This window comes from Legionella oakridgensis ATCC 33761 = DSM 21215 (assembly GCF_000512355.1).
Classification (GTDB): Bacteria; Pseudomonadota; Gammaproteobacteria; order Legionellales; family Legionellaceae; genus Legionella_A; species Legionella_A oakridgensis.
In genome coordinates this window covers 1277618-1295676 of the sequence record NZ_CP004006.1, presented here as the reverse complement: position 1 = coordinate 1295676, position 18059 = coordinate 1277618, and the positions used below count along the sequence as shown (strand labels likewise).

The window sequence follows — 18059 nt, the reverse complement described above, 5'->3', positions numbered from 1 at the left end:
GTTATTAATGACAATAATAAGCTATTAAATCAACTAAAAACTGGCGATAACGCTCCAGGGCATCAATGCAAATGGACTCATTTGGTTGATGCGCCTGTTCTATCTCCCCCGGACCAAATACGACCGTTGGAATGGAAGCCTGCTGAAAAAGTCCTGCCTCTGTTACAAAAGGTACGGTGGTAACCTTGATGCCTTCTGGTAAAAACTGCTGCAAAATTTGAATGGCAGTCTGATTTCCAGACGCAGTCAAGCCCGGTACAAACGAGATAACATGATTTTTAATCTCCACTTGCGAACAGGTACGAATTATTTGGCTCATGGACTCCACCGACTTATTGATTTGTTGGATATTGATCTGAGGAAGAGGTCGACACTCCCAATCAATTTGGCAGTGTTCTGCAATAATATTAAGCGCATTGCCACCATGAATACTTCCCGCATTAAAAGTAGTTCTTGACGGATTAAATCGTTTATCTTCCTCCATAGGCATCACGGAGGGCAATTTTTGTAAAAAATCAGCCGCTGCCATAATGGCGCTATGGCCCAAATGAGGGCAGCTTGAATGAGCCGGTTGGCCAACAAATTCTGTTCTGGTTGCCTGCAAGCTTTTATGGGCATTCACAAGCGTATAATTGGTCGGTTCACCAATCAAGGCAAACTCTATTGAAGTTGCCAACTCTGCCAGTTTCTTTTGCAAGGCTTTTGCACCAAAGCAACCAATTTCTTCATCGTAAGTAAATACCAAATATAAAGGTTTCTTTAGACGATTTAAATCCATGGTTCCCACAACATCACAAACCACAGCAAGAAACCCTTTCATATCTGCCGTGCCACGACCAATCAAACGGTTGTCTTTTTCAATCAATTGAAAAGGAGAAGCATACCAATGTTGTTCTGCCACTGGAACAACATCCGTGTGGCCAGATAACAAAATGCCACGTTCGTCTTTTGGTCCAATGACAGCAATCAGATTAGCTTTGCTTTTATCCTCATTGTAATAATAATTAGTTTCAAACTGATGTTGCTGTAAATAAGTAGCCAAACAGTCAATAAAGGGTAAATTGCTTTGACTTGAAACCGTATTAAATGCAATAAATTTCGCTAATAGTTCCTTATAGCCAGGTTTAATAACGGTCATACCATCCTCTTTAATGATTTTTAAACGATTCTTTTCAACTAAAACATCCTAAATAATTCATTCTAACTGATGTAAAAAGAGCAATATACTCTTTGACACATAGTCCATGTTTTACAGCAAACAAAAACCAAAATAGCCAAACTAAACGGTTTACGATAAAATGGCGCGCATCATTCATTGGTCTAAAAAAATCCAGTGAAGTTCGCTGCTAAAGGAATAGTCAAATGAGTTATGGAAAACCAACCACTCTATCTAGATCATTAAAATTACCCTCTTTAAGAAAAACCACCTTTATTACCCCTAAGACAAGTCAAGAAAGTCTAAACCAACTTCGTACGGCCCAGCAGCAAATTTCAGACGTAAAGAATTCCCTTGGCACCCTCCTCACTTCCTTAGAAGAGAATTCAAGTCTGATAACAAAAGCAGCTAATTTCTGGGGGAAAAGACCACTCTGGCAAAAAATTGTCATAGGTCTTGTAATATTTGGAACACTCATGAGCGTTGGCTTATCAGTACACTTAATGATTCTTGCCGTCATCGGCGGTATTGGTGGTCTTACTTATCTAGGAGCCAGTTTACTATTGGATAACCATTATAATGAACACACGCGAGTAAAAGATAACTTAAAAAGCGGAATACTAGCCCTGGCTAACCTTTTTGATACCATGATTGCAGCGTTAAATAAAATTCGTCTTCAATTGATGCAAGAAATTGCTCATTTCAAGGAAGAAAATAAGAAACTTACGGTAAATATTCAACGTCTGAATAAAGAAGTCACGCATCTTGGCGAAGAAGTTCAGCAGCTGTCCAGAACGCAAAAAACGCTCGAAGCAACTGAGCAAAAATTATCTAAGCTCCAAGAGGAATATCAACGCACTACCGATGAATTACAAGAAAAATCAATGAATTAACTTTATTGCAAACTGCCTCCTCATTAGAAATTGAAAAACTTCGAAAAATCAACCTGACTCTGCAAGGCACAGTACAAGCCCTATCAAACACAGTGATTGAAGACGAATCTCAACGCCGTGAATTTTTAAATCGTCTAGAAGCGTTTCTGGCCGACAGTACCGCCAGTTTTCATCAGATTGCAGACAGAATTTGTGAAGCAGAACGTGAGCTCTCTCAGATAAAAAAGGAGCTCGCGCTCAGTAACCGGCGTTATAAGCAATTACTAAATAGGCACGCCATTGAGATTGGCCGTCTTGAACGTCTAGGTAAAATAATGTCCAATGCTCTCCCCGACCATGAGCCAGTAAGTCCATCACCACAAGTTAAATTGAGCCTATATAGCAAAAAAATACGTGAAACTATGCAGCGGAGCCATTTTAAAGATTCCAATAATGAGCAATTAAGACACTTACCCTATTAATATGAGGAGAGCTTATGTTTGCGGCAGTCATTTTTGATTTTGACGGTGTGATTTTAGACAGCGAACCCATGCATTATGAAGCCAGTCGTTTGACCTTACAAGAAATAGGCATTCATTTGGAATACCAAGAATATTCTAATGAATACCTTGGGTTAAGTGATAAAGAAATGTTTCCCCAAATATTGATGAATAAGAAGCTCTTCTACTCTTCTAATGAAATCAGTGCCCTGGTAGACAAAAAATTAAACATTACATTCATATTATAAATAACTGTGATAGATTGCCCATTACCCCAAATGTGGATCAATGCATCAGATCCATAGCCCGAGCAAATAAAAAGATAGCCATTTGCACAGGATCTACCAAACGAGAAATATTTCCGGTGCTTGAAAAATTAATTATGGTCATCTTTATTCTTACTTTGACACTATTGTTACTTCGGAAGATGTGCAATATGGAAAACCCTCTCCCGAAGGTTACTTATTAACAGCAAAACGTCTAAATGTTCCAACGCATCAATGCCTCGTCATTGAAGATTCACCACACGGTGTTGATGCGGCTAAAAAAGCAGGAATGTACGTTATGGCCCTCTTAACGTCCTATGAGAGGCAGGAAGAACTGCAAGCAGCAGACAAAATCATCCACAACCTGGAAGAACTGTTGTGTGTAACAACGAATGAACAGGTATTGTTTTGATAAGCATTTTTATTTAATTAATGCCAAGTTTCAGGTTCCAAGGGCACCAAAATCCATAAAATAACATAAGCCAGCAACGCGGACCCTCCAAGGAAAAAAACAGGATGAAAATTAATCGCATCCAGGTGGGATCTATCTCAAAATATTGAGCAAGACCACCACATACGCCAGCCAACATACGCTCTCGCCGCGAGCGGTAAAGTTTTTTATAAGGTTTTGACACCTGTTTCATTATCCTTCCGTCATAAAACGTTCAAAACGTTATTTTATGATATTTTCAGTACCTGCAACAGTGACTATTTTATTAAATCCTGTCATGAAACTTCATCGTTTAAAATCACGCCTTTTTGAAAAAATTTTTTATGTTAAAAGTTTCGTATTGAATACCAATTATCCAAAATAAACCTTAAACAACAAAAATATTCCTATCACCAAAAAAACGACTCCGGCGACAATCATTCTGGCAGGACGCTCCAAAAAAGACTGCCCCATTTTTGCCGCTACATCTGGAAAAAATAATCTAACGATGCCGCTAAGCAAAATAAGCCATGCAAACAGGGTTATAATAACGGGCCACCCCATCACCCAAATATTATGACTGGTTACTAAAAGTAATCCTAATATCAAGGTAATAATTGCCAGAATAAACAATAAAGCACGATGAGTCATAATTTCACTCATCACTGGCCTTACAAGCTCATGCTTGAAAATCAACAGCAAACTTGTAATCACCAAATACCATCCAATGACTGTTGCTAAAAAAATTGAAATCATCACAATGCTCTCTTTCCTGTTCCCTTAGTTTAAGTATAGTTAATTGTAAAAATATTATACAGATCAATTATTAACTATTGGGAAACAATAACCGGTAAAGAGACAATATTGATGCTTCTAATAACGCTATGAATTCGTTTAATGGAGCTTGGCTGTGAAGTAAAAACTTACCCACAAATTCTGTGGGTAAGTCTGTGATTAGGTTATTAAAATCTTTTAAATATATCTTTCCAATGTCGTTCATGAATGAGTGAATTTAGCACTTTCGTCGGGCGCATCTTCCATGATGTGGGCTGCCCTCATCACATCTTCGGTTGGACTCGTAATTAACTTTTTAAAGTCTTCCCATTCCATTGGTTTTCCTTTGCTATCTACCGCCATCGGCCGGCTTCTGACAACACCGTCGTCGTCAAAAAATGATACACCTTTCTCGTAGGCATTTCTTATTACCCGCCAAATCTGAACTTCAGAAGGAATAAATTTTTCGAAACTGTGTTTTACTCGATCCTCAATATTCCTGAAAAATTCAGGTTGAATCTGCACACCAGCAGCCGCTGCTTTTTTCGCAATAGCATCTTCCCAAGCAGTGGTTAAAAGCATGGCATTTTTTTCATCCAGTGCAAAATGACCAAGCTCATGTTGAATTTTTAAAAAATTGAGCATCATATTACCATTTGGTACTACCGTGCCCCGCAAATCCATTGCTTTTACGGTTTCCACTCCAGTACTTGAAATAAATACCTTAATGGCATCAGGACTGGGCGCAGTATCTACATACTGGACCCGACTAGGGTCATCAGTCACTACCAGCGTACGATCCAACTTAAAGCCCATGGCTGAAAATAGTTGTGAAGTCATGACCCGCATGTCGATTGTTCGACCACGAAATACATCCTTGGCAAGAATGCGCACATCCTCCTCATCAAGAAACTCTAATTGCGCGTCTTCGAGCTGAATAGCTGCATGAAGCTTATCCGCAAGTTCAGGACGAGCTCTATCGCCAGGAGGAATAAGATGGATAATAGGGGAAAGATGATGCATATCGCGACAAGCCCAATCAAGATTTAAACCGCTGCCTATGACCACTCGCGGTATTTGAGAGTCTTTTTTAGAAACTGAGTAAGCATCACCAAAATGCTGAACCGGAATGCCTTCTGGTCCAATAGGAACGCGGCCGGTATGTACGACTTGATAATCAGTACCAGTCGCTATTTTGATGACCTCATCACTACAATGAATTGCAACGCCATCCACACCACCTACAATACGATGAACGATATCTTCAATTAAAGGAATCCCTAACCCCTTTAGTTGTTTTCGTTGTTCTTCTTCAATGGCTTTCATCATGCCAAACGTCATCAATTTATCATCAGGATAATGAGGAAAGAGAACATCTGCAATGCCTCGGCTTACGTCAGGAAGATAACGCTTAGGCTGTCCCCATGGTTTTTCATACCAATCAGGATGAAGTTTCTGTAACCAGGTTAGAGAACTGACAACCGTGGTTTTACCCACAATCTCAGGCTTTTTTTGAGCTTGGGCTAAAACACTTGCTTGTACTGACATGCCGCCGACAAGAATCCGATGGACAGCTTTTGATGTTGCCACTGGAGGAACAGCAATCTCTACTCTCGGAACGATTGGAGAGACAACAGGCATGGTAACAAACCCTCGATGAATATCCAGATGCAAGGCTTCCGATATTTTATGACCGGCAAATTGTTTTACTTTGTGCACGGTTTCAACAACTCTAGGAGCACGAAACATGATGCAACCTCTCTGTTTTTTACTTTGTATATAAAAATATTACACTATAATTATTAATTAATTATTAAGATAATTATTTGAACACAAAATTAACCTTATTGGACAAAGAACACAGAAAGATTTATAAATCTAATAGTGGTTATTGCGTGCCCAAGTAGAAGGCAAGCCATATTTTTATTTTAAAAGGATCGGGAAAATGAAAAAAAAGGATGACGTAATTGTCATTATTTTAAGACCAAGAGCACTTTTTTATGCTTGGGTAACGGATGTTCTCTCCCATCTTAAAGAAAAAAACGACGTTAACATTCAAGATATTGCTACTAACCATACGGTTCTTATGGCTCCTGCAAAAAGCTCAGAAGACCTTTCCATGTTGTTTGCAGAACATTTAGAGGCCATTTTAAAACGAGAATTTTCTCGCTGGACCACTGATGAAACCCTTTGGCCTCCTCGTTATGATCTTGATGTATTAACGCAATATTTTGATTTGGAAATACATAATACGGTTGTAGACTGTCATTAATTTTAAACGTTTAGTGGATACTTATCATGGATGTTAAACAACAATACGTTCTAATTGTTAAACCGAAATCACCCGTAAAAGAGTGGTTAAAAAGGTATTTATATTAAAAAATGAATTGCCGGGTAAAATTGAGCATATTGATTTTTCTCTTTTTGAAAGAGATTCGACCGTTTATTTATTGCCTTCATCGGTTAACTCGATGAATGAATGCACTTTATTTATACAAAAAGAAGCGATTGCCATACTGGAATTTGAGTTGGAGCAATTCATTCAGGATAAATCATTATGGCCTCAAGAACGCTCTTTCACTTTATTGACAGAATGGTTTGATTTCGAAGTCTATCCACAAATACTAACTTTTTGACATTCCTATCTATTATAACAATACGCTTCATGATTAACGCATGGGTAAATCATGCTTTTCCCCATCCAAAAAACACAGATCTGTTTATGTTTTAAACATCAGGCTAAAATAACTTGACTATTTTTACTCCAATTATTAGCATGGTAAGCACGTCTTCTTTTATGGATAATTTATGATACCTCGAGTCTCTTTTTTTGCAGCAAGCGCGGTAAAAGAATCTATTCCCGTATTGAAAAACGCCACTCCAGTAGTCCAAAGAGCAGCCCAACGCTTTTTCTCAGCGGCAGCACATAGTACAGATTATCTTCGAGCGCAACAAGAAGCATTTGCTCGCAGAGCCAAGCCTGTTGAAGTGAATCACTTGCCTAAGGGTGCACGTTTTGTTGGACCTAACGTGCAAGTCCACGAGCCTGATCTTTTAGACAGTGTCCCTTTATACGAGCGTAGCTCATTGGCTAAATTAAGTGAACAGGAAAAGGAAGCTCTTTTGGAAATGAAAAAGAGGTACTTGGGAAGGCTCGTGGAGTATGAAGTGCGAGAAGACATTCCTTGTGTGACGAGTAAAACAGAGCAAGGTGCCCCAGTTCATCACGTGCATCATCGCGCTCTAAAAATGCGCTATCCATCTGAACCTCTTGAGGAATTGCTTAGCTCATCGACACCAACCTCACCTAGAAGGTAATAAAGTTATTATGTGGCAGGTGGGACAATAAAAATCCTGACCTGCCAATCCTAAAAATATATATTCAGAACATCTTTACAATAAGTCATACCGTACGTGGATGGTCGTAAACCACACGACATGACATTACTTTCTCTCTATTACCGTTGGTTATTTTTCTTGCATCATGCAGATTATTTACTCTTGCCCTAAGCATGTGAGATACTTATTCTACAGATTTACATAATGGTAATATATTATGACAAAGTTCAGCGAAGCTCAAAGAATCGTTTCTACCGCCGGAAAACCAAAAACATCCACAGAAGTTAGAGAAAGGTTTAAGGAAACCCTAACCCCCAGCACAGAACCCAGTGGAATACTGGCCTTAAAAAAGGAAATTGATAGGAATGTTAAAGAAATTGCTCGTGCTGTTGGCCGACATCCAGCACCAGAAGTATCCCATCAACTTGCTATCATCCACAGTAAAATGAAAGAGCAATTTCTGCATTTACCAGATGCATCCATCGAATGGCTGCTTGGTGGCTCATCAGAAATGGCAAGAGGAGGATTCCAACCCGAAGCAGGGAAAAGCGCTGCGCAAAAATTTAAAGACTTTTTAAGAGCCGATCCAAACGCCATTGCCCCACAAAAACTCTTAACGAACATTGAAACCATCGCTACGGCAATGGGATATCGCGCCATCTATGCTGATTGGGTTGAACCGCCATTTTATCCAGAAACATCTGAACAACAAACAATGTCTGATGTTATACAATCAATGATGCAAGGACGATTAGTGCGTTCTATAGGAGAGGTATACACTGAACGTGGAAATGACGATGTTGCAAGAGCGCTTCAAGGAAATCCAACGTTGTATTCTCCTGAACAGCTGGTATATGGTGAGCAACAAGCTGTTTCAACAGCAAGCGAAGTAGACAATGAGGACAAATACCCAAAGAAAAACCTTGATTCAAGAACCTTTAGAAAGAACGTGGATGAAGAAACGCGTTCTTGGGTAGGTGCTGCATTAGAAAGTGGCATTGCAATTCGCGGCCATACCTCAGGCACTTGTCCTTTAGCCATGGCAGCCATAGATGGTTTATGTCGTACCGGAACATCTCCAGATACCTGGTTGATGGATGATGAGAACTTCAAACAATTGGCTGGTGCTTTATTCATACCCACGTTTGTACGAGGCGATTATCATAGCATTGCCGAAACCGCTGCAGGTGTTCATCATTATTTAAATGAACGCGCTATTAACGCTCATGATACCACAAGGAAAAACGAACCCATGAAACCTTATCGAGCTTTTTCAGAGGCTCTTTCCATGATGACGCAAGCAGCAACCCCTAAAAAGTTACATGAAGGTGATGCATTAAGTTTAAGAGAAGCTATTTCACAACGAGCGGATGAAGCAAAACAGCAAGTACAGCGTGTCATGCACCCACCACTTTCTACGCAGGCTGATGAAGCAGCCTTACTTAGAACACAACAATCTACTGCATTTCGTGTGGCATTGGCCGCATTAAAAGAAGATGATGATGGAGAAGATTTTTCTGAGGGAGAAAGTTTTTCCGATTCTGAAGAAAGTCTTTTGATAAGATAACGCCTATAAACATGCAATCTTCGTTTCTGGCTTGTTTTAAACAAGCCAGGCGTAGTTTTTTAACTGAGCAGAACAGAGCGCCTCGCCTTTTAGTTTTATTTAACATACAGCAAATGTAGTTTCATATCTAGGCATTACCTCCACGGAATGATCAATGACACCTTCTATTTTCTCCGTTAGTGCAGTACCAATCTTTGGCTTATAGGGGATTTGACGAGCAGATAAATAGGCATCGAGTATTCTAACAACAGCCGCATGATTCATTTGCGCAGCCAATCGAATGCATCGAAAATTATCCACAGACGCATCCGAGCGGCCATCATCTAACAATAACGCCACCACTTTGTCATGCCCCTTATAACAGGCCATTTGTAAGGCATACGAATCCGTTACTGCTGGTGAAATTGCAAATTCTCTTGCTTGGAATGAACAAGCAGCAGGATTTGCTCTTTTGTCTGCAAGCATCCTCTTTACAATATCACTGAACCCTTCTTCGGATGCTTTTTGCAGTGCTTCATCAAGTTCTCGCTGTGGTATAACTTGACTCAGGGATAAAATACCATCTACCGCAGGCCAATCATTCTTCGAGGCGGCTTCAACGAGTCTCATGTATGCTCTCCAAGATAAAACAAGATATAAAATGCATTAAAACCCTAAAAAATATAACATACACTTTGTCCTCGTGCCTATGAAAATTAGGCATTAAGTCATTCAAAAATCATCAAATGCTCATCTTTTATTCATTTTTTAATAAAAAATAAGCGCGGATGCGTCAAGAGAAAATAATTATAAAAATTTATTTCTCATTTGCCTTAAAAATAATCTATCTTAATTAATATAAGTCAACTTGTAGGTAGAATTGGCTTCAATAAGGAAAGACAATGAAAAAGAAAAAAAATTATGGATATTTGCATTAACCATTGCCTGCTGTTCTTTGCCATCATATGGTATGCCCCTTGACAATCCTTATTGCAAACGACCAACGATTGATGATTCTGCATCCTTGTTAGGAATCACGCCAAGCGACTCTCAAAAGCTTACCTACTTTCTTCATGGAATCAAAACCATGCTTCATCATGAAGCGCCAACCATGAATCAAGCCATGGTAGATAAAATATTAACAACCTTAAAATGTGCTAATCAATACGACGTCGAGCACACTCCTGTTTTGACCGTCATTGATTATTCGAGACCTTCCAGTGAAAAACGCTTATGGATTTTTGATTTAAAAGGAAAAAAATTACTCTTTCATACTTATGTATCGCACGGCATAAAATCAGGCATATTATCGTCAAATTATTTTTCTAACCAATACAATAGCAAAGCCAGTAGCATTGGTGTGTATAAAACAGATAAAGCTTATTATGGCCGCCATGGACTTTCGATGCGCTTGGACGGGCTGGAAAAAGGATTCAATGATAACGCATCCAATCGCGCTGTTGTCATGCATGGCGGCTGGTATGTTGACGAGAAATTTGTAAAAAAATATGGTCGTGCAGGCCGAAGCTGGGGATGTCCGGCGGTCCCATCAGAATTAACAAAACAAATCATCAATACAATAAAAGATAATTCATTATTTGTGGCTTATTATCCAAATGAGAACTGGTTTTTAAAATCAAAATACTTACATTGCGATAATTATTCTCATCTCCCACAAGTGGCACAACTGGAAACCAATGCCACGGAACCGTTGGAAAATAGAGATGAAATTCTTTTTGCAGAAAAAAATAACAATAATAAACGTGAAGAAAACGAACCAATCGTCGTTATGGCAGCCGACAGTTATCAACGAATATTCAATACAAAAGTTCCTTTAAAACGTATGCTTCGTCGTCAAATCAATCATACGGAATACGTTGCCTTAAACAATAAAGAATTTAAAAACATTGTTGCGGATAATCCCGAACTTTTAAATTCAGCAACAAAAGATGGTTCAAATGAACTGTGTTTCGTCATACCGGTTATTAAGAAAGTACGAGGTTACTATGCAACAGAAATGCAAATCATACCGCTTGGAAAAATAAAGGAAGTCGTCACCAGCAGCACTCAGAAAAATCAACCGAATTACACCATTCATTTTCAAACAAATGCTTCAATTCATCTAAAAACCACAAATCAATTTATCCGTTGGCTAGGATTATAGGCTATGGGTTATCATGCTCTTTGTAACCTTCTGCCTGTCCACTATCAGACAGTATACTCGATAGCGTCTTTATAATATAAAATTGCGCCCTATAAGATTGCTGCAAGCAGGCAAGACTTCTTGCTCATACAATGGATTAAGATTTGCATGAAAATAAAAATAACAATATTGACCAGTACATTGGCATGTTTATTATATCCCATCCATCATTTTGCTGCTCAACTCGCTCCTGATAAACAGGTAAATTATCATGCAGATAAATTATCTATTAATACAGCATTAGGCTATTTGGGAGGTGAAGCCAATGAGTACGTTTATGATGAAGATACCCATTGGAAAGTCAGCCAGTTAAATTGGAAAATAAAGCGGGCGGCAATTATTAAAGGAGAAATCAATTACGATGTCCTAACTTGGCTTACCGCAAACGCCAGTGGCTGGATTACATTGACAACAGGGCAAGCAAGCATGGATGATTATGATTGGCTCAATCCCAATCAGATCAACTGGACAGACTGGTCCCATCATGAAAATACCGATCTTCGTTACGCCAACGATATAGACTTCAACCTCAGAGGATGGGTTCTACAAAACAACCATTTAAAACTTGGCATGACAACAGGCTATAAGCGAACCTCTTTTAGCTTTTTGGCAAAAGGAGGCTGCTTTCAATACAGTAATGGAACCTTCATTGGATGCTTTCCTTACAATGAGCCTGGTTTGGGATATCAACAGAAATTTAATACAGTCTATCTTGGTTTGGCAGGAAATTATTCCATCAATAACCTCGAATTTAACGCCGTTTTAAAATTTAGTCCTTGGGTTTGGGCAACTGATGTTGATCAACACTATCTTCGCAATCTCACCTTTAAGGAACATGGAGATAATTCAAATTTCTATTCCGCAGGAATTATGGCGGGCTATTATATTACTCATCATACAAAAATTTTTGCTGAAGCAACCTACAATCGTTTTACAAATGGGAAAGCGGATACGGAAATAGTGGATAACCGCGATGGAACGTATACTTATCTAAACAATACAGCTGGTTTAGGTAATAAAAATTATAGTCTGGCAATTGGGATACAATATAGAACTTGATTAACCTTTAAAATACAATTCATATCACTTTTATTGCCGTGGTTTTCCTGCTGAATTTTGTCAGATGAAGGCGCAGAACAATTTCAGCGACTCGTTGCCCCAATGCTTCACCTTGTTTTATAAATTCAGAGTTCACTGCCTGCGGAGGATCGTCACTTCGTATTAGCGCATTATCCACAATAGCGGATGCCCCAAAAGGCTGATGCTGGCTTGCGCCCCCACAATAATAAATTAAAAATCATCATGGCTCTTAAAAGATCCATCTGAGTTGCTTCTTCGCCAGCAGAAATTTCACCCGCTATTACAAAAACCGCCCCTACTTTATCTTTGTAAGAAGGATCATGAAGTGGCCAAGTATTAATAAATTGCTGAACTTGGGGCGCGGCATTTGCATTATAAACAGGACTACCAAGGATTACTCCCGCTGCATTCTTGACATCACTAAACGTTGTTTTTTCAATAGGCAGAACTTTAACATCAACGCCAGACACCGCTTGTACTCCCTGAGCAATTGCTTGAGCCATCACATCCATCGAACTCGTAGAATAATAAGAAATCAATACCAAAGGTCTAGCCATAGCGCTTTGGCATAAAAACGATAAAAAAAGGATGAAATATACGATTCTTGTATTAAGGAGACGATTCATTCCAATTCCATGTAGGTTATACAAAAATAATTTTTATGTTTATTAACGATTTTTACCATGTGGTGATGGTTAACAGTCAACCAGCTATTCTTCTTATTTTGGATAGCCATATCGATTTCTTTTTTGATGATGAGCTCGTTTTTCAAAATGCTGGTAATCTTGAACATCGAACCAATCTCCACCCCAATCCCAACCATATTTAATAAATTCCTTATATATAAAACTATCTTTCGTAATTTTTCCCCGATAAGCTTTATTTCTCGTCACAAATGGTTTACCAGCAACCGGCAATATTTGTTCGCCTTTAACGTAGGGATTAATTAAAGGATTAATATCAATGGCACGCCCATAGCTGTGTTGAGACAATACACTTGGCTGACCTGTCACCTCTCGGCAATTAAAAGCAGACGTATTATTTGCTGCCATGGCAGCCAAGTCATCTCCATGGTAATCCTCCATGAGTTCCATTCTCTGGATAGGAAACTTATGAACATAGAGCGCCCGAAAAATAGCAACTATTTCAAGCGCCAATTCTTTATTAACAATCAAGGTACCTTGATGCGTTTTTTCATCAAAACCCCAATAACTTAATTTGACTTCTCTTAAATCATTGTATAGGAAAGAGCAAGGTGAATTCATCATCTGTAATTTAGTGCTTATAGATAGAGGTTTGATGCTGCTTTTAAAGCTTATCTCATGGATTATTTTAGCAGCAGTAACTTCGGGAAATAAAAAAACATAAACACTAATAACAGACATGACTTCATTTCAGCCCCATAGAAGCATTGTATTATTTATCTAAAGACAACAATACTTCATAATGACCATAGGCATTATTCGATAATTCAAATTTTTGCACACTGCCAGTGCTACTAACTATTGGGCCTTCTTTTTGATTGGGCATGCTCCAGCGCGCCTGCAAATGACCGTGTTCATTGTGCAGTTCCACTCGAATCACGCCAATAACATCATCAGGATTCATAGGTTTTGCGTCCTGATCTATGAGCGAAATAATCAGAATAATTTTTTGCCCGTTCTTAAGCGATTCAGACCACAAAGGAACCGATTTAAGAGAAGCAAGCTCAGTAGATGGCCAATATAGCGGATATTTGGGTACTCGAAGATATTGAGTTGGCTGATTTGCTTTTAAGATGCTTATGTCAAAATACAAATCGTCACCAAGCGCTTCTCCCCCTTTTATCATCTTTATTTGATTTAAATTAAGACTGGGCTGAATAGTTTGGTTATTGGCAGCCAATACAACTGATGAGAAAAATAAGCCTATGAATACCCCCCAATGAATCCGTCGCATGATTTTACTCCTTAAGCCAGTAACTGTTTTTCTTATTTTGCCTTTCATGCATTTTCTTCAGGACGTAAGTCCCTTCGTTTCAAACCCTGTAAATTACCATGCTTTCTTTGCAAAGTGCTCGTTTAACATACAATAAACCATTAGAATCCTATTATTCAGTATGGTATATCTCCAGAAAAATAACCATAATATCAAGCATTATTGCTCAACATACACATGCATTCATGTCTTTTAGATAAGGATATTTCAAATGAATCATAACCACGCTGATATTTTATTTACTCCTTTTAATTTGCGAGACATAACCCTGCAAAATCGTATTGTTATGGCACCCCTGACCCGCAATCGCGCTATTCCTGGCACCGATGCACCGCACGCATTGAACGCTCAGTATTATCGTCAACGGGCTTCTGCTGGATTAATTATTTCTGAAGCCACTCAAATTTCACCGACTGCAAAAGGTTATGCCTGGACACCAGGCATGTACTCCCCAGAACAAATTGCCGGATGGAAATTAGTCACCGACGCTGTGCATGCACAAGGCGGTGTTATGTACGCACAATTATGGCATGTGGGACGTATTTCCCACCCATCCTTGCAACCGGGAAATGCTCTACCAGTCGCTCCTTCTGCGCTTATGCCTGCGGGTCAAAAAACTTTTATTGAAACCGGTGTCTTCACGGACATTGGAAAGCCGCGCGCGTTGGAATTATCGGAAATTCCATGCATTGTGGAAGATTACCGCAAGGCGGCAAAAAACGCATTACAAGCGGGATTTGATGGCGTTGAAATCCACGCTGCAAATGGCTATCTTATTCAACAATTTTTATCAGATGGTTCCAATCATCGGACCGATCAATACGGCGGCTCCATCACCAATCGTTTACGTTTTGCCCTGGAAGTGGTCGAAAGCATCACGGCTGAAATAGGCGGACATCGCACAGGCATTCGTTTATCGCCAGTCACGCCCGCAAATGGCATTACGGATTCATCCCCTACTGAGGTTTATTTTCCGTTGGTGCGAGCGCTCAATCGTTTCAATTTGGCTTATATTCATGTCATTGAGGGCGCAACCCAGAGTTCGCGTGAGTTTCATGGCTTTGACTTTCAAGCATTACGCAAAGAATTTCATGGCCCCTGGATGGTTAATAATAATTATACTCGCAAAATGGCCATTGACGCCGTTTCCTCAGGCTATGCAGACCTAATCGCCTTTGGCCGCCCCTTCATTGCTAATCCGGATTTGGTCAGACGTCTTAAAGAAGATGCGCTGCTCAATGAGCTTGATCGCGCAACGTTATATGGAGGCTCTGCCAAAGGTTATACGGATTATCCAGCATTAGAGGGAAAATAATGGACAAATCATGTTACTATGCAAACCGCTATTATTTATTGGAGTATCCATGATGTTTGGAATTTTAAACCTATCCATTTGGGGTTACTTGGTAGCCGGTCTTATATTGACACAAATCACTACCGCATCAGTCACCCTCTATTTGCACCGTTGCCAAACGCATCGAGCATTAACGTTACATCCAACCATCAGTCATTTTTTTCGCTTTTGGCTTTGGCTAACTACAGGCATGGTCACGGCAGAATGGGTTGCCATTCATCGAAAACATCATGCAACCACCGATGTTGAAGGCGATCCTCACAGCCCTATTGTACTCGGCCTGAAAAAAGTGTTTTGGCAAGTCCCCGAATTATATCGTAAAGCGCGTTATGACAAAGACATGATTGCCAAGTATTCGCATGGGACTCCTAACGATTGGATTGAGCGCACATTATATTCCCGCTACAATTCCAAAGGCATCTTACTCATGTTCTTAATTGATTTACTGCTATTTGGAATTCCCGGCGTTACCATGTGGGCAATACAAATGATGTGGATTCCTCTTTCAGCAGGCGTTATCAATGGAATAGGACATTTCTGGGGTTATCGTAACTTTGAATGTCCTGATGCATCAACCAACGTCTTCCCTTGGGGATTTTTGATTGGTGGTGAAGAGTTGCATAATAATCATCACACGTTTGCTTCTTCTGCCAAATTCTCAATCAAATGGTGGGAGTTTGATTTAGGTTGGTTCTATATTCGCTGCTTATCTTTTTTAGGGCTTGCCAAAGTTAAAAAGTTACCCCCAAAATTAGTTAGGGACAAAGGAAAAAGGCATATTGACTTGGATACTGTAAAAGCCGTGATTGCGAACCGATTTCCAATCATGTCCGATTATTACGAACGCGTGATATGTCCAATTCTTCATCATGAAAAATGCAACAGTACGGACAATAAAGCAGATCAACGCTTATTTCACCATGCCAGGCACCTGCTGCGGCGACAAGAAAATTTATTATCGCCACATGCCAACTTTCATTTGCAAGCCTTATTAAATCGTTTTGAACCGTTACGCCTCGTGTATACGTTTCGCCAGTCTCTACAACATATCTGGCTCAAGACTGCTTCATCACAAACTGAATTGATTGAAGCCTTGCAACAATGGTGCAAGCAGGCAGAAGAATCAGGACTTGATGTGTTGCACGAATTTGCTCAGCGGTTGAAAAGTTATGTTCCTAAACCGATTCTTAACTAAGACCACTGACTTATTCTGCCGATCGGCTAAATTTTTTCTTATCTTTTGCATAGGATTAAATCTAGAGTCTTTCTTAAGCGGGTGATTGCCTCTTTTAGAGGTAGCCACCTTTGAAGCTGGCAAATGATGCGTGGGTTCAAAATCATCAATTTCAATGCGCTCAAGCGTTTGTTTAATTAACTTTTCAATGGAGTGTAATTGGGTCACTTCATCAGCACTGACCAATGATACAGCAAGACCCAATGCCCCAGCACGCCCTGTTCTCCCGATCCGATGCACATAATCTTCAGCAACCTGAGGTAAATCAAAGTTCACCACACAAGGAAGTTTTTCAATATCAATGCCACGTGCTGCAATATCGGTCGCTACCAGAATCTGTACTTTACCAGATTTAAAATCCGCCAGCGCCTTGGTTCGCTGCGCTTGAGATTTGTTTCCATGGATTGCTGCGGAATGAATATGCGATTCAGCCAGTTGTTTCACCAGTTTATTCGCACCGTGCTTCGTTCGAGAAAATACCAGCGTTTGCCCCCATTGATTCTTATGGATTAAATGAGCAAGAAGAGCTGATTTTCGATGTTTATCTACTGGATGAATGGTTTGCTGGATGGCGGCGGCCGACGCATTCCTGGGAGCCACATCAATTTCCGCTGGTTGCTTTAGGATCCCTTTCGCTAGAGTACGAATGTCTTCAGAAAACGTGGCAGAAAACATTAAGTTTTGCCTCTTTAGAGGTAATAATTTGATGATTCTTTTAATATCATGAATAAATCCCATATCCAGCATCCGATCCGCTTCATCCAGAATCAAGGCATCAACCTCATCAAATTGGATGGCGTGTTGCTGATATAAATCCAACAGTCTTCCCGGGGTTGCAACCAGCAGTTCCACCCCTGAACGTAATCGCATCATTTGCGGATTAATTTTTACCCCACCATAAACAACGGTGGAGCGAAGTGATAAATAACGGCTATATTGAATAACATTTTCATGTATTTGCGCGGCTAACTCGCGAGTTGGCGTAAGAATTAATACCTTAACACGATTAGATTTAGCACGCGGCTTTTTGCTTATCTGCTGCAAAAGAGGTAATACAAAACTTGCTGTTTTTCCTGTTCCTGTCTGCGCGGAAGCTAACAAATCACCACCTCGTAAAATAACCGGTATGGTTTTCAATTGGATGGGGGTAGGTTCTGTATAACCCAATTCGCTGACAGCGCGAATCAAAGGCTCAATTAAACCCAATGCTGTAAAACTCATGATTATTCCTTATTGTAAAAAGACCCATGGCAGTGTGCATTGGGCAAATGAGCTGAAGTTCGGTGAAATCGTTCTGAATTTGATGTTACATTGCTTCAAAGTGATTT

The 18059-nt window shown here is 39.8% G+C and carries 21 protein-coding genes; 12 read left to right on the top strand and 9 right to left on the bottom strand.

Annotation, left to right across the window (positions count from 1 at the left end):
* Nucleotides 1–4: 4 nt before the first annotated feature.
* Nucleotides 5–1138: an acetylornithine deacetylase gene (argE, locus tag LOA_RS06280; protein ID WP_025385603.1), complete on the bottom strand. Its 1134-nt coding sequence runs from the start codon at nt 1136–1138 to the stop codon at nt 5–7.
* 224 nt (nt 1139–1362) lie between these two features.
* On the opposite strand from argE, the gene LOA_RS06275 reads away from it, so the two are divergent.
* The 4 genes from LOA_RS06275 (at nt 1363) to LOA_RS16005 (ending at nt 3206) form a co-directional block, all read left to right on the top strand.
* Nucleotides 1363–2049: a hypothetical protein gene (locus LOA_RS06275; RefSeq protein WP_025385602.1), complete on the top strand. Its 687-nt coding sequence runs from the start codon at nt 1363–1365 to the stop codon at nt 2047–2049.
* A gap of 5 nt (nt 2050–2054) precedes the next feature.
* Complete coding sequence (locus tag LOA_RS06270) at nt 2055–2510, top strand: intermediate filament family protein (RefSeq protein WP_025385601.1); 456 nt, start codon at nt 2055–2057, stop codon at nt 2508–2510.
* A gap of 14 nt (nt 2511–2524) precedes the next feature.
* Nucleotides 2525–2776, top strand: coding sequence for an HAD hydrolase-like protein (locus LOA_RS16010; protein WP_042238776.1), 252 nt, complete (start codon nt 2525–2527; stop codon nt 2774–2776).
* A 181-nt stretch (nt 2777–2957) separates the two neighbouring features.
* Complete coding sequence (locus tag LOA_RS16005) at nt 2958–3206, top strand: HAD family hydrolase (protein ID WP_338010473.1); 249 nt, start codon at nt 2958–2960, stop codon at nt 3204–3206.
* A 13-nt stretch (nt 3207–3219) separates the two neighbouring features.
* On the opposite strand, the gene LOA_RS06255 is transcribed toward LOA_RS16005, so the two are convergent.
* The 3 genes from LOA_RS06255 to LOA_RS06245 form a co-directional block, all read right to left on the bottom strand.
* Entirely contained in the window at nt 3220–3438 is a 219-nt protein-coding gene (locus tag LOA_RS06255; protein ID WP_238551352.1) for a PspC domain-containing protein, read from the bottom strand.
* A 158-nt stretch (nt 3439–3596) separates the two neighbouring features.
* Nucleotides 3597–3980, bottom strand: coding sequence for a hypothetical protein (locus tag LOA_RS06250; protein WP_025385600.1), 384 nt, complete (start codon nt 3978–3980; stop codon nt 3597–3599).
* Between the two features lie 240 nt (nt 3981–4220).
* Nucleotides 4221–5747 carry a hypothetical protein gene (locus LOA_RS06245; RefSeq protein WP_025385599.1) on the bottom strand — a complete coding sequence of 509 codons (1527 nt, stop codon included), beginning with the start codon at nt 5745–5747 and terminating at the stop codon, nt 4221–4223.
* A gap of 196 nt (nt 5748–5943) precedes the next feature.
* Here LOA_RS06245 and LOA_RS06240 point away from each other — a divergent pair, with 196 nt between their 5' ends.
* The 4 genes from LOA_RS06240 (at nt 5944) to LOA_RS06225 (ending at nt 8904) form a co-directional block, all read left to right on the top strand.
* Nucleotides 5944–6270 carry a hypothetical protein gene (locus LOA_RS06240; RefSeq protein ID WP_025385598.1) on the top strand — a complete coding sequence of 109 codons (327 nt, stop codon included), beginning with the start codon at nt 5944–5946 and terminating at the stop codon, nt 6268–6270.
* Between the two features lie 82 nt (nt 6271–6352).
* Complete coding sequence (locus LOA_RS06235; protein ID WP_025385597.1) at nt 6353–6634, top strand: hypothetical protein; 282 nt, start codon at nt 6353–6355, stop codon at nt 6632–6634.
* A gap of 172 nt (nt 6635–6806) precedes the next feature.
* On the top strand, nt 6807–7316 hold the full coding sequence (locus LOA_RS06230; protein ID WP_025385596.1) for a hypothetical protein: 510 nt from the start codon (nt 6807–6809) through the stop codon (nt 7314–7316).
* Between the two features lie 238 nt (nt 7317–7554).
* Nucleotides 7555–8904, top strand: coding sequence for a hypothetical protein (locus LOA_RS06225; protein ID WP_025385595.1), 1350 nt, complete (start codon nt 7555–7557; stop codon nt 8902–8904).
* A 99-nt stretch (nt 8905–9003) separates the two neighbouring features.
* Here LOA_RS06225 and LOA_RS06220 read toward each other — a convergent pair whose 3' ends face one another.
* Nucleotides 9004–9513, bottom strand: a complete 510-nt coding sequence (locus LOA_RS06220) for an ankyrin repeat domain-containing protein (RefSeq protein ID WP_025385594.1) — start codon at nt 9511–9513, stop codon at nt 9004–9006.
* Nucleotides 9514–9763: 250 nt separating this feature from the next.
* On the opposite strand from LOA_RS06220, the gene LOA_RS06215 reads away from it, so the two are divergent.
* Entirely contained in the window at nt 9764–11047 is a 1284-nt protein-coding gene (locus tag LOA_RS06215) for a murein L,D-transpeptidase catalytic domain family protein (RefSeq protein ID WP_238551351.1), read from the top strand.
* A 147-nt stretch (nt 11048–11194) separates the two neighbouring features.
* Nucleotides 11195–12145: an omptin family outer membrane protease gene (locus LOA_RS06210; RefSeq protein ID WP_025385592.1), complete on the top strand. Its 951-nt coding sequence runs from the start codon at nt 11195–11197 to the stop codon at nt 12143–12145.
* Between the two features lie 170 nt (nt 12146–12315).
* On the opposite strand, the gene LOA_RS06205 is transcribed toward LOA_RS06210, so the two are convergent.
* From LOA_RS06205 to LOA_RS06195, 3 genes are all read right to left on the bottom strand, one after another.
* Nucleotides 12316–12723, bottom strand: a complete 408-nt coding sequence (locus tag LOA_RS06205; protein ID WP_158423028.1) for a flavodoxin family protein — start codon at nt 12721–12723, stop codon at nt 12316–12318.
* A gap of 162 nt (nt 12724–12885) precedes the next feature.
* Entirely contained in the window at nt 12886–13551 is a 666-nt protein-coding gene (locus LOA_RS06200) for a M15 family metallopeptidase (protein ID WP_025385591.1), read from the bottom strand.
* Between the two features lie 31 nt (nt 13552–13582).
* The gene (locus LOA_RS06195; protein WP_025385590.1) at nt 13583–14104 is read right to left on the bottom strand and encodes a hypothetical protein; all 522 of its coding nucleotides are present in this window, start codon (nt 14102–14104) and stop codon (nt 13583–13585) included.
* 250 nt (nt 14105–14354) lie between these two features.
* Between LOA_RS06195 and LOA_RS06190 the strand changes: the two genes are divergently transcribed.
* Complete coding sequence (locus LOA_RS06190) at nt 14355–15458, top strand: alkene reductase (RefSeq protein ID WP_025385589.1); 1104 nt, start codon at nt 14355–14357, stop codon at nt 15456–15458.
* 49 nt (nt 15459–15507) lie between these two features.
* Nucleotides 15508–16692: a DesA family fatty acid desaturase gene (locus LOA_RS06185; RefSeq protein ID WP_025385588.1), complete on the top strand. Its 1185-nt coding sequence runs from the start codon at nt 15508–15510 to the stop codon at nt 16690–16692.
* On the opposite strand, the gene LOA_RS06180 is transcribed toward LOA_RS06185, so the two are convergent.
* Nucleotides 16621–17952: a DEAD/DEAH box helicase gene (locus LOA_RS06180; protein WP_025385587.1), complete on the bottom strand. Its 1332-nt coding sequence runs from the start codon at nt 17950–17952 to the stop codon at nt 16621–16623. The two genes, LOA_RS06185 and LOA_RS06180, sit on opposite strands and share 72 nt — an antisense overlap.
* Nucleotides 17953–18059: the final 107 nt, after the last annotated feature.

Bases quoted from the DNA above. Each gene is read 5' to 3' on its own strand.
- argE (WP_025385603.1), bottom strand. From the start codon at position 1,138: ATGACCGTTATTAAACCTGGCTATAAGGAACTATTAGCGAAATTTATT.
- LOA_RS06275 (WP_025385602.1), top strand. From the start codon at position 1,363: ATGAGTTATGGAAAACCAACCACTCTATCTAGATCATTAAAATTACCC.
- LOA_RS16010 (WP_042238776.1), top strand. From the start codon at position 2,525: ATGTTTGCGGCAGTCATTTTTGATTTTGACGGTGTGATTTTAGACAGC.
- LOA_RS06255 (WP_238551352.1), bottom strand. From the start codon at position 3,438: ATGAAACAGGTGTCAAAACCTTATAAAAAACTTTACCGCTCGCGGCGA.
- LOA_RS06250 (WP_025385600.1), bottom strand. From the start codon at position 3,980: ATGATTTCAATTTTTTTAGCAACAGTCATTGGATGGTATTTGGTGATT.
- LOA_RS06245 (WP_025385599.1), bottom strand. From the start codon at position 5,747: ATGTTTCGTGCTCCTAGAGTTGTTGAAACCGTGCACAAAGTAAAACAA.
- LOA_RS06240 (WP_025385598.1), top strand. From the start codon at position 5,944: ATGAAAAAAAAGGATGACGTAATTGTCATTATTTTAAGACCAAGAGCA.
- LOA_RS06230 (WP_025385596.1), top strand. From the start codon at position 6,807: ATGATACCTCGAGTCTCTTTTTTTGCAGCAAGCGCGGTAAAAGAATCT.
- LOA_RS06225 (WP_025385595.1), top strand. From the start codon at position 7,555: ATGACAAAGTTCAGCGAAGCTCAAAGAATCGTTTCTACCGCCGGAAAA.
- LOA_RS06220 (WP_025385594.1), bottom strand. From the start codon at position 9,513: ATGAGACTCGTTGAAGCCGCCTCGAAGAATGATTGGCCTGCGGTAGAT.
- LOA_RS06210 (WP_025385592.1), top strand. From the start codon at position 11,195: ATGAAAATAAAAATAACAATATTGACCAGTACATTGGCATGTTTATTA.
- LOA_RS06205 (WP_158423028.1), bottom strand. From the start codon at position 12,723: ATGGCTAGACCTTTGGTATTGATTTCTTATTATTCTACGAGTTCGATG.
- LOA_RS06200 (WP_025385591.1), bottom strand. From the start codon at position 13,551: ATGTCTGTTATTAGTGTTTATGTTTTTTTATTTCCCGAAGTTACTGCT.
- LOA_RS06195 (WP_025385590.1), bottom strand. From the start codon at position 14,104: ATGCGACGGATTCATTGGGGGGTATTCATAGGCTTATTTTTCTCATCA.
- LOA_RS06190 (WP_025385589.1), top strand. From the start codon at position 14,355: ATGAATCATAACCACGCTGATATTTTATTTACTCCTTTTAATTTGCGA.
- LOA_RS06185 (WP_025385588.1), top strand. From the start codon at position 15,508: ATGATGTTTGGAATTTTAAACCTATCCATTTGGGGTTACTTGGTAGCC.
- LOA_RS06180 (WP_025385587.1), bottom strand. From the start codon at position 17,952: ATGAGTTTTACAGCATTGGGTTTAATTGAGCCTTTGATTCGCGCTGTC.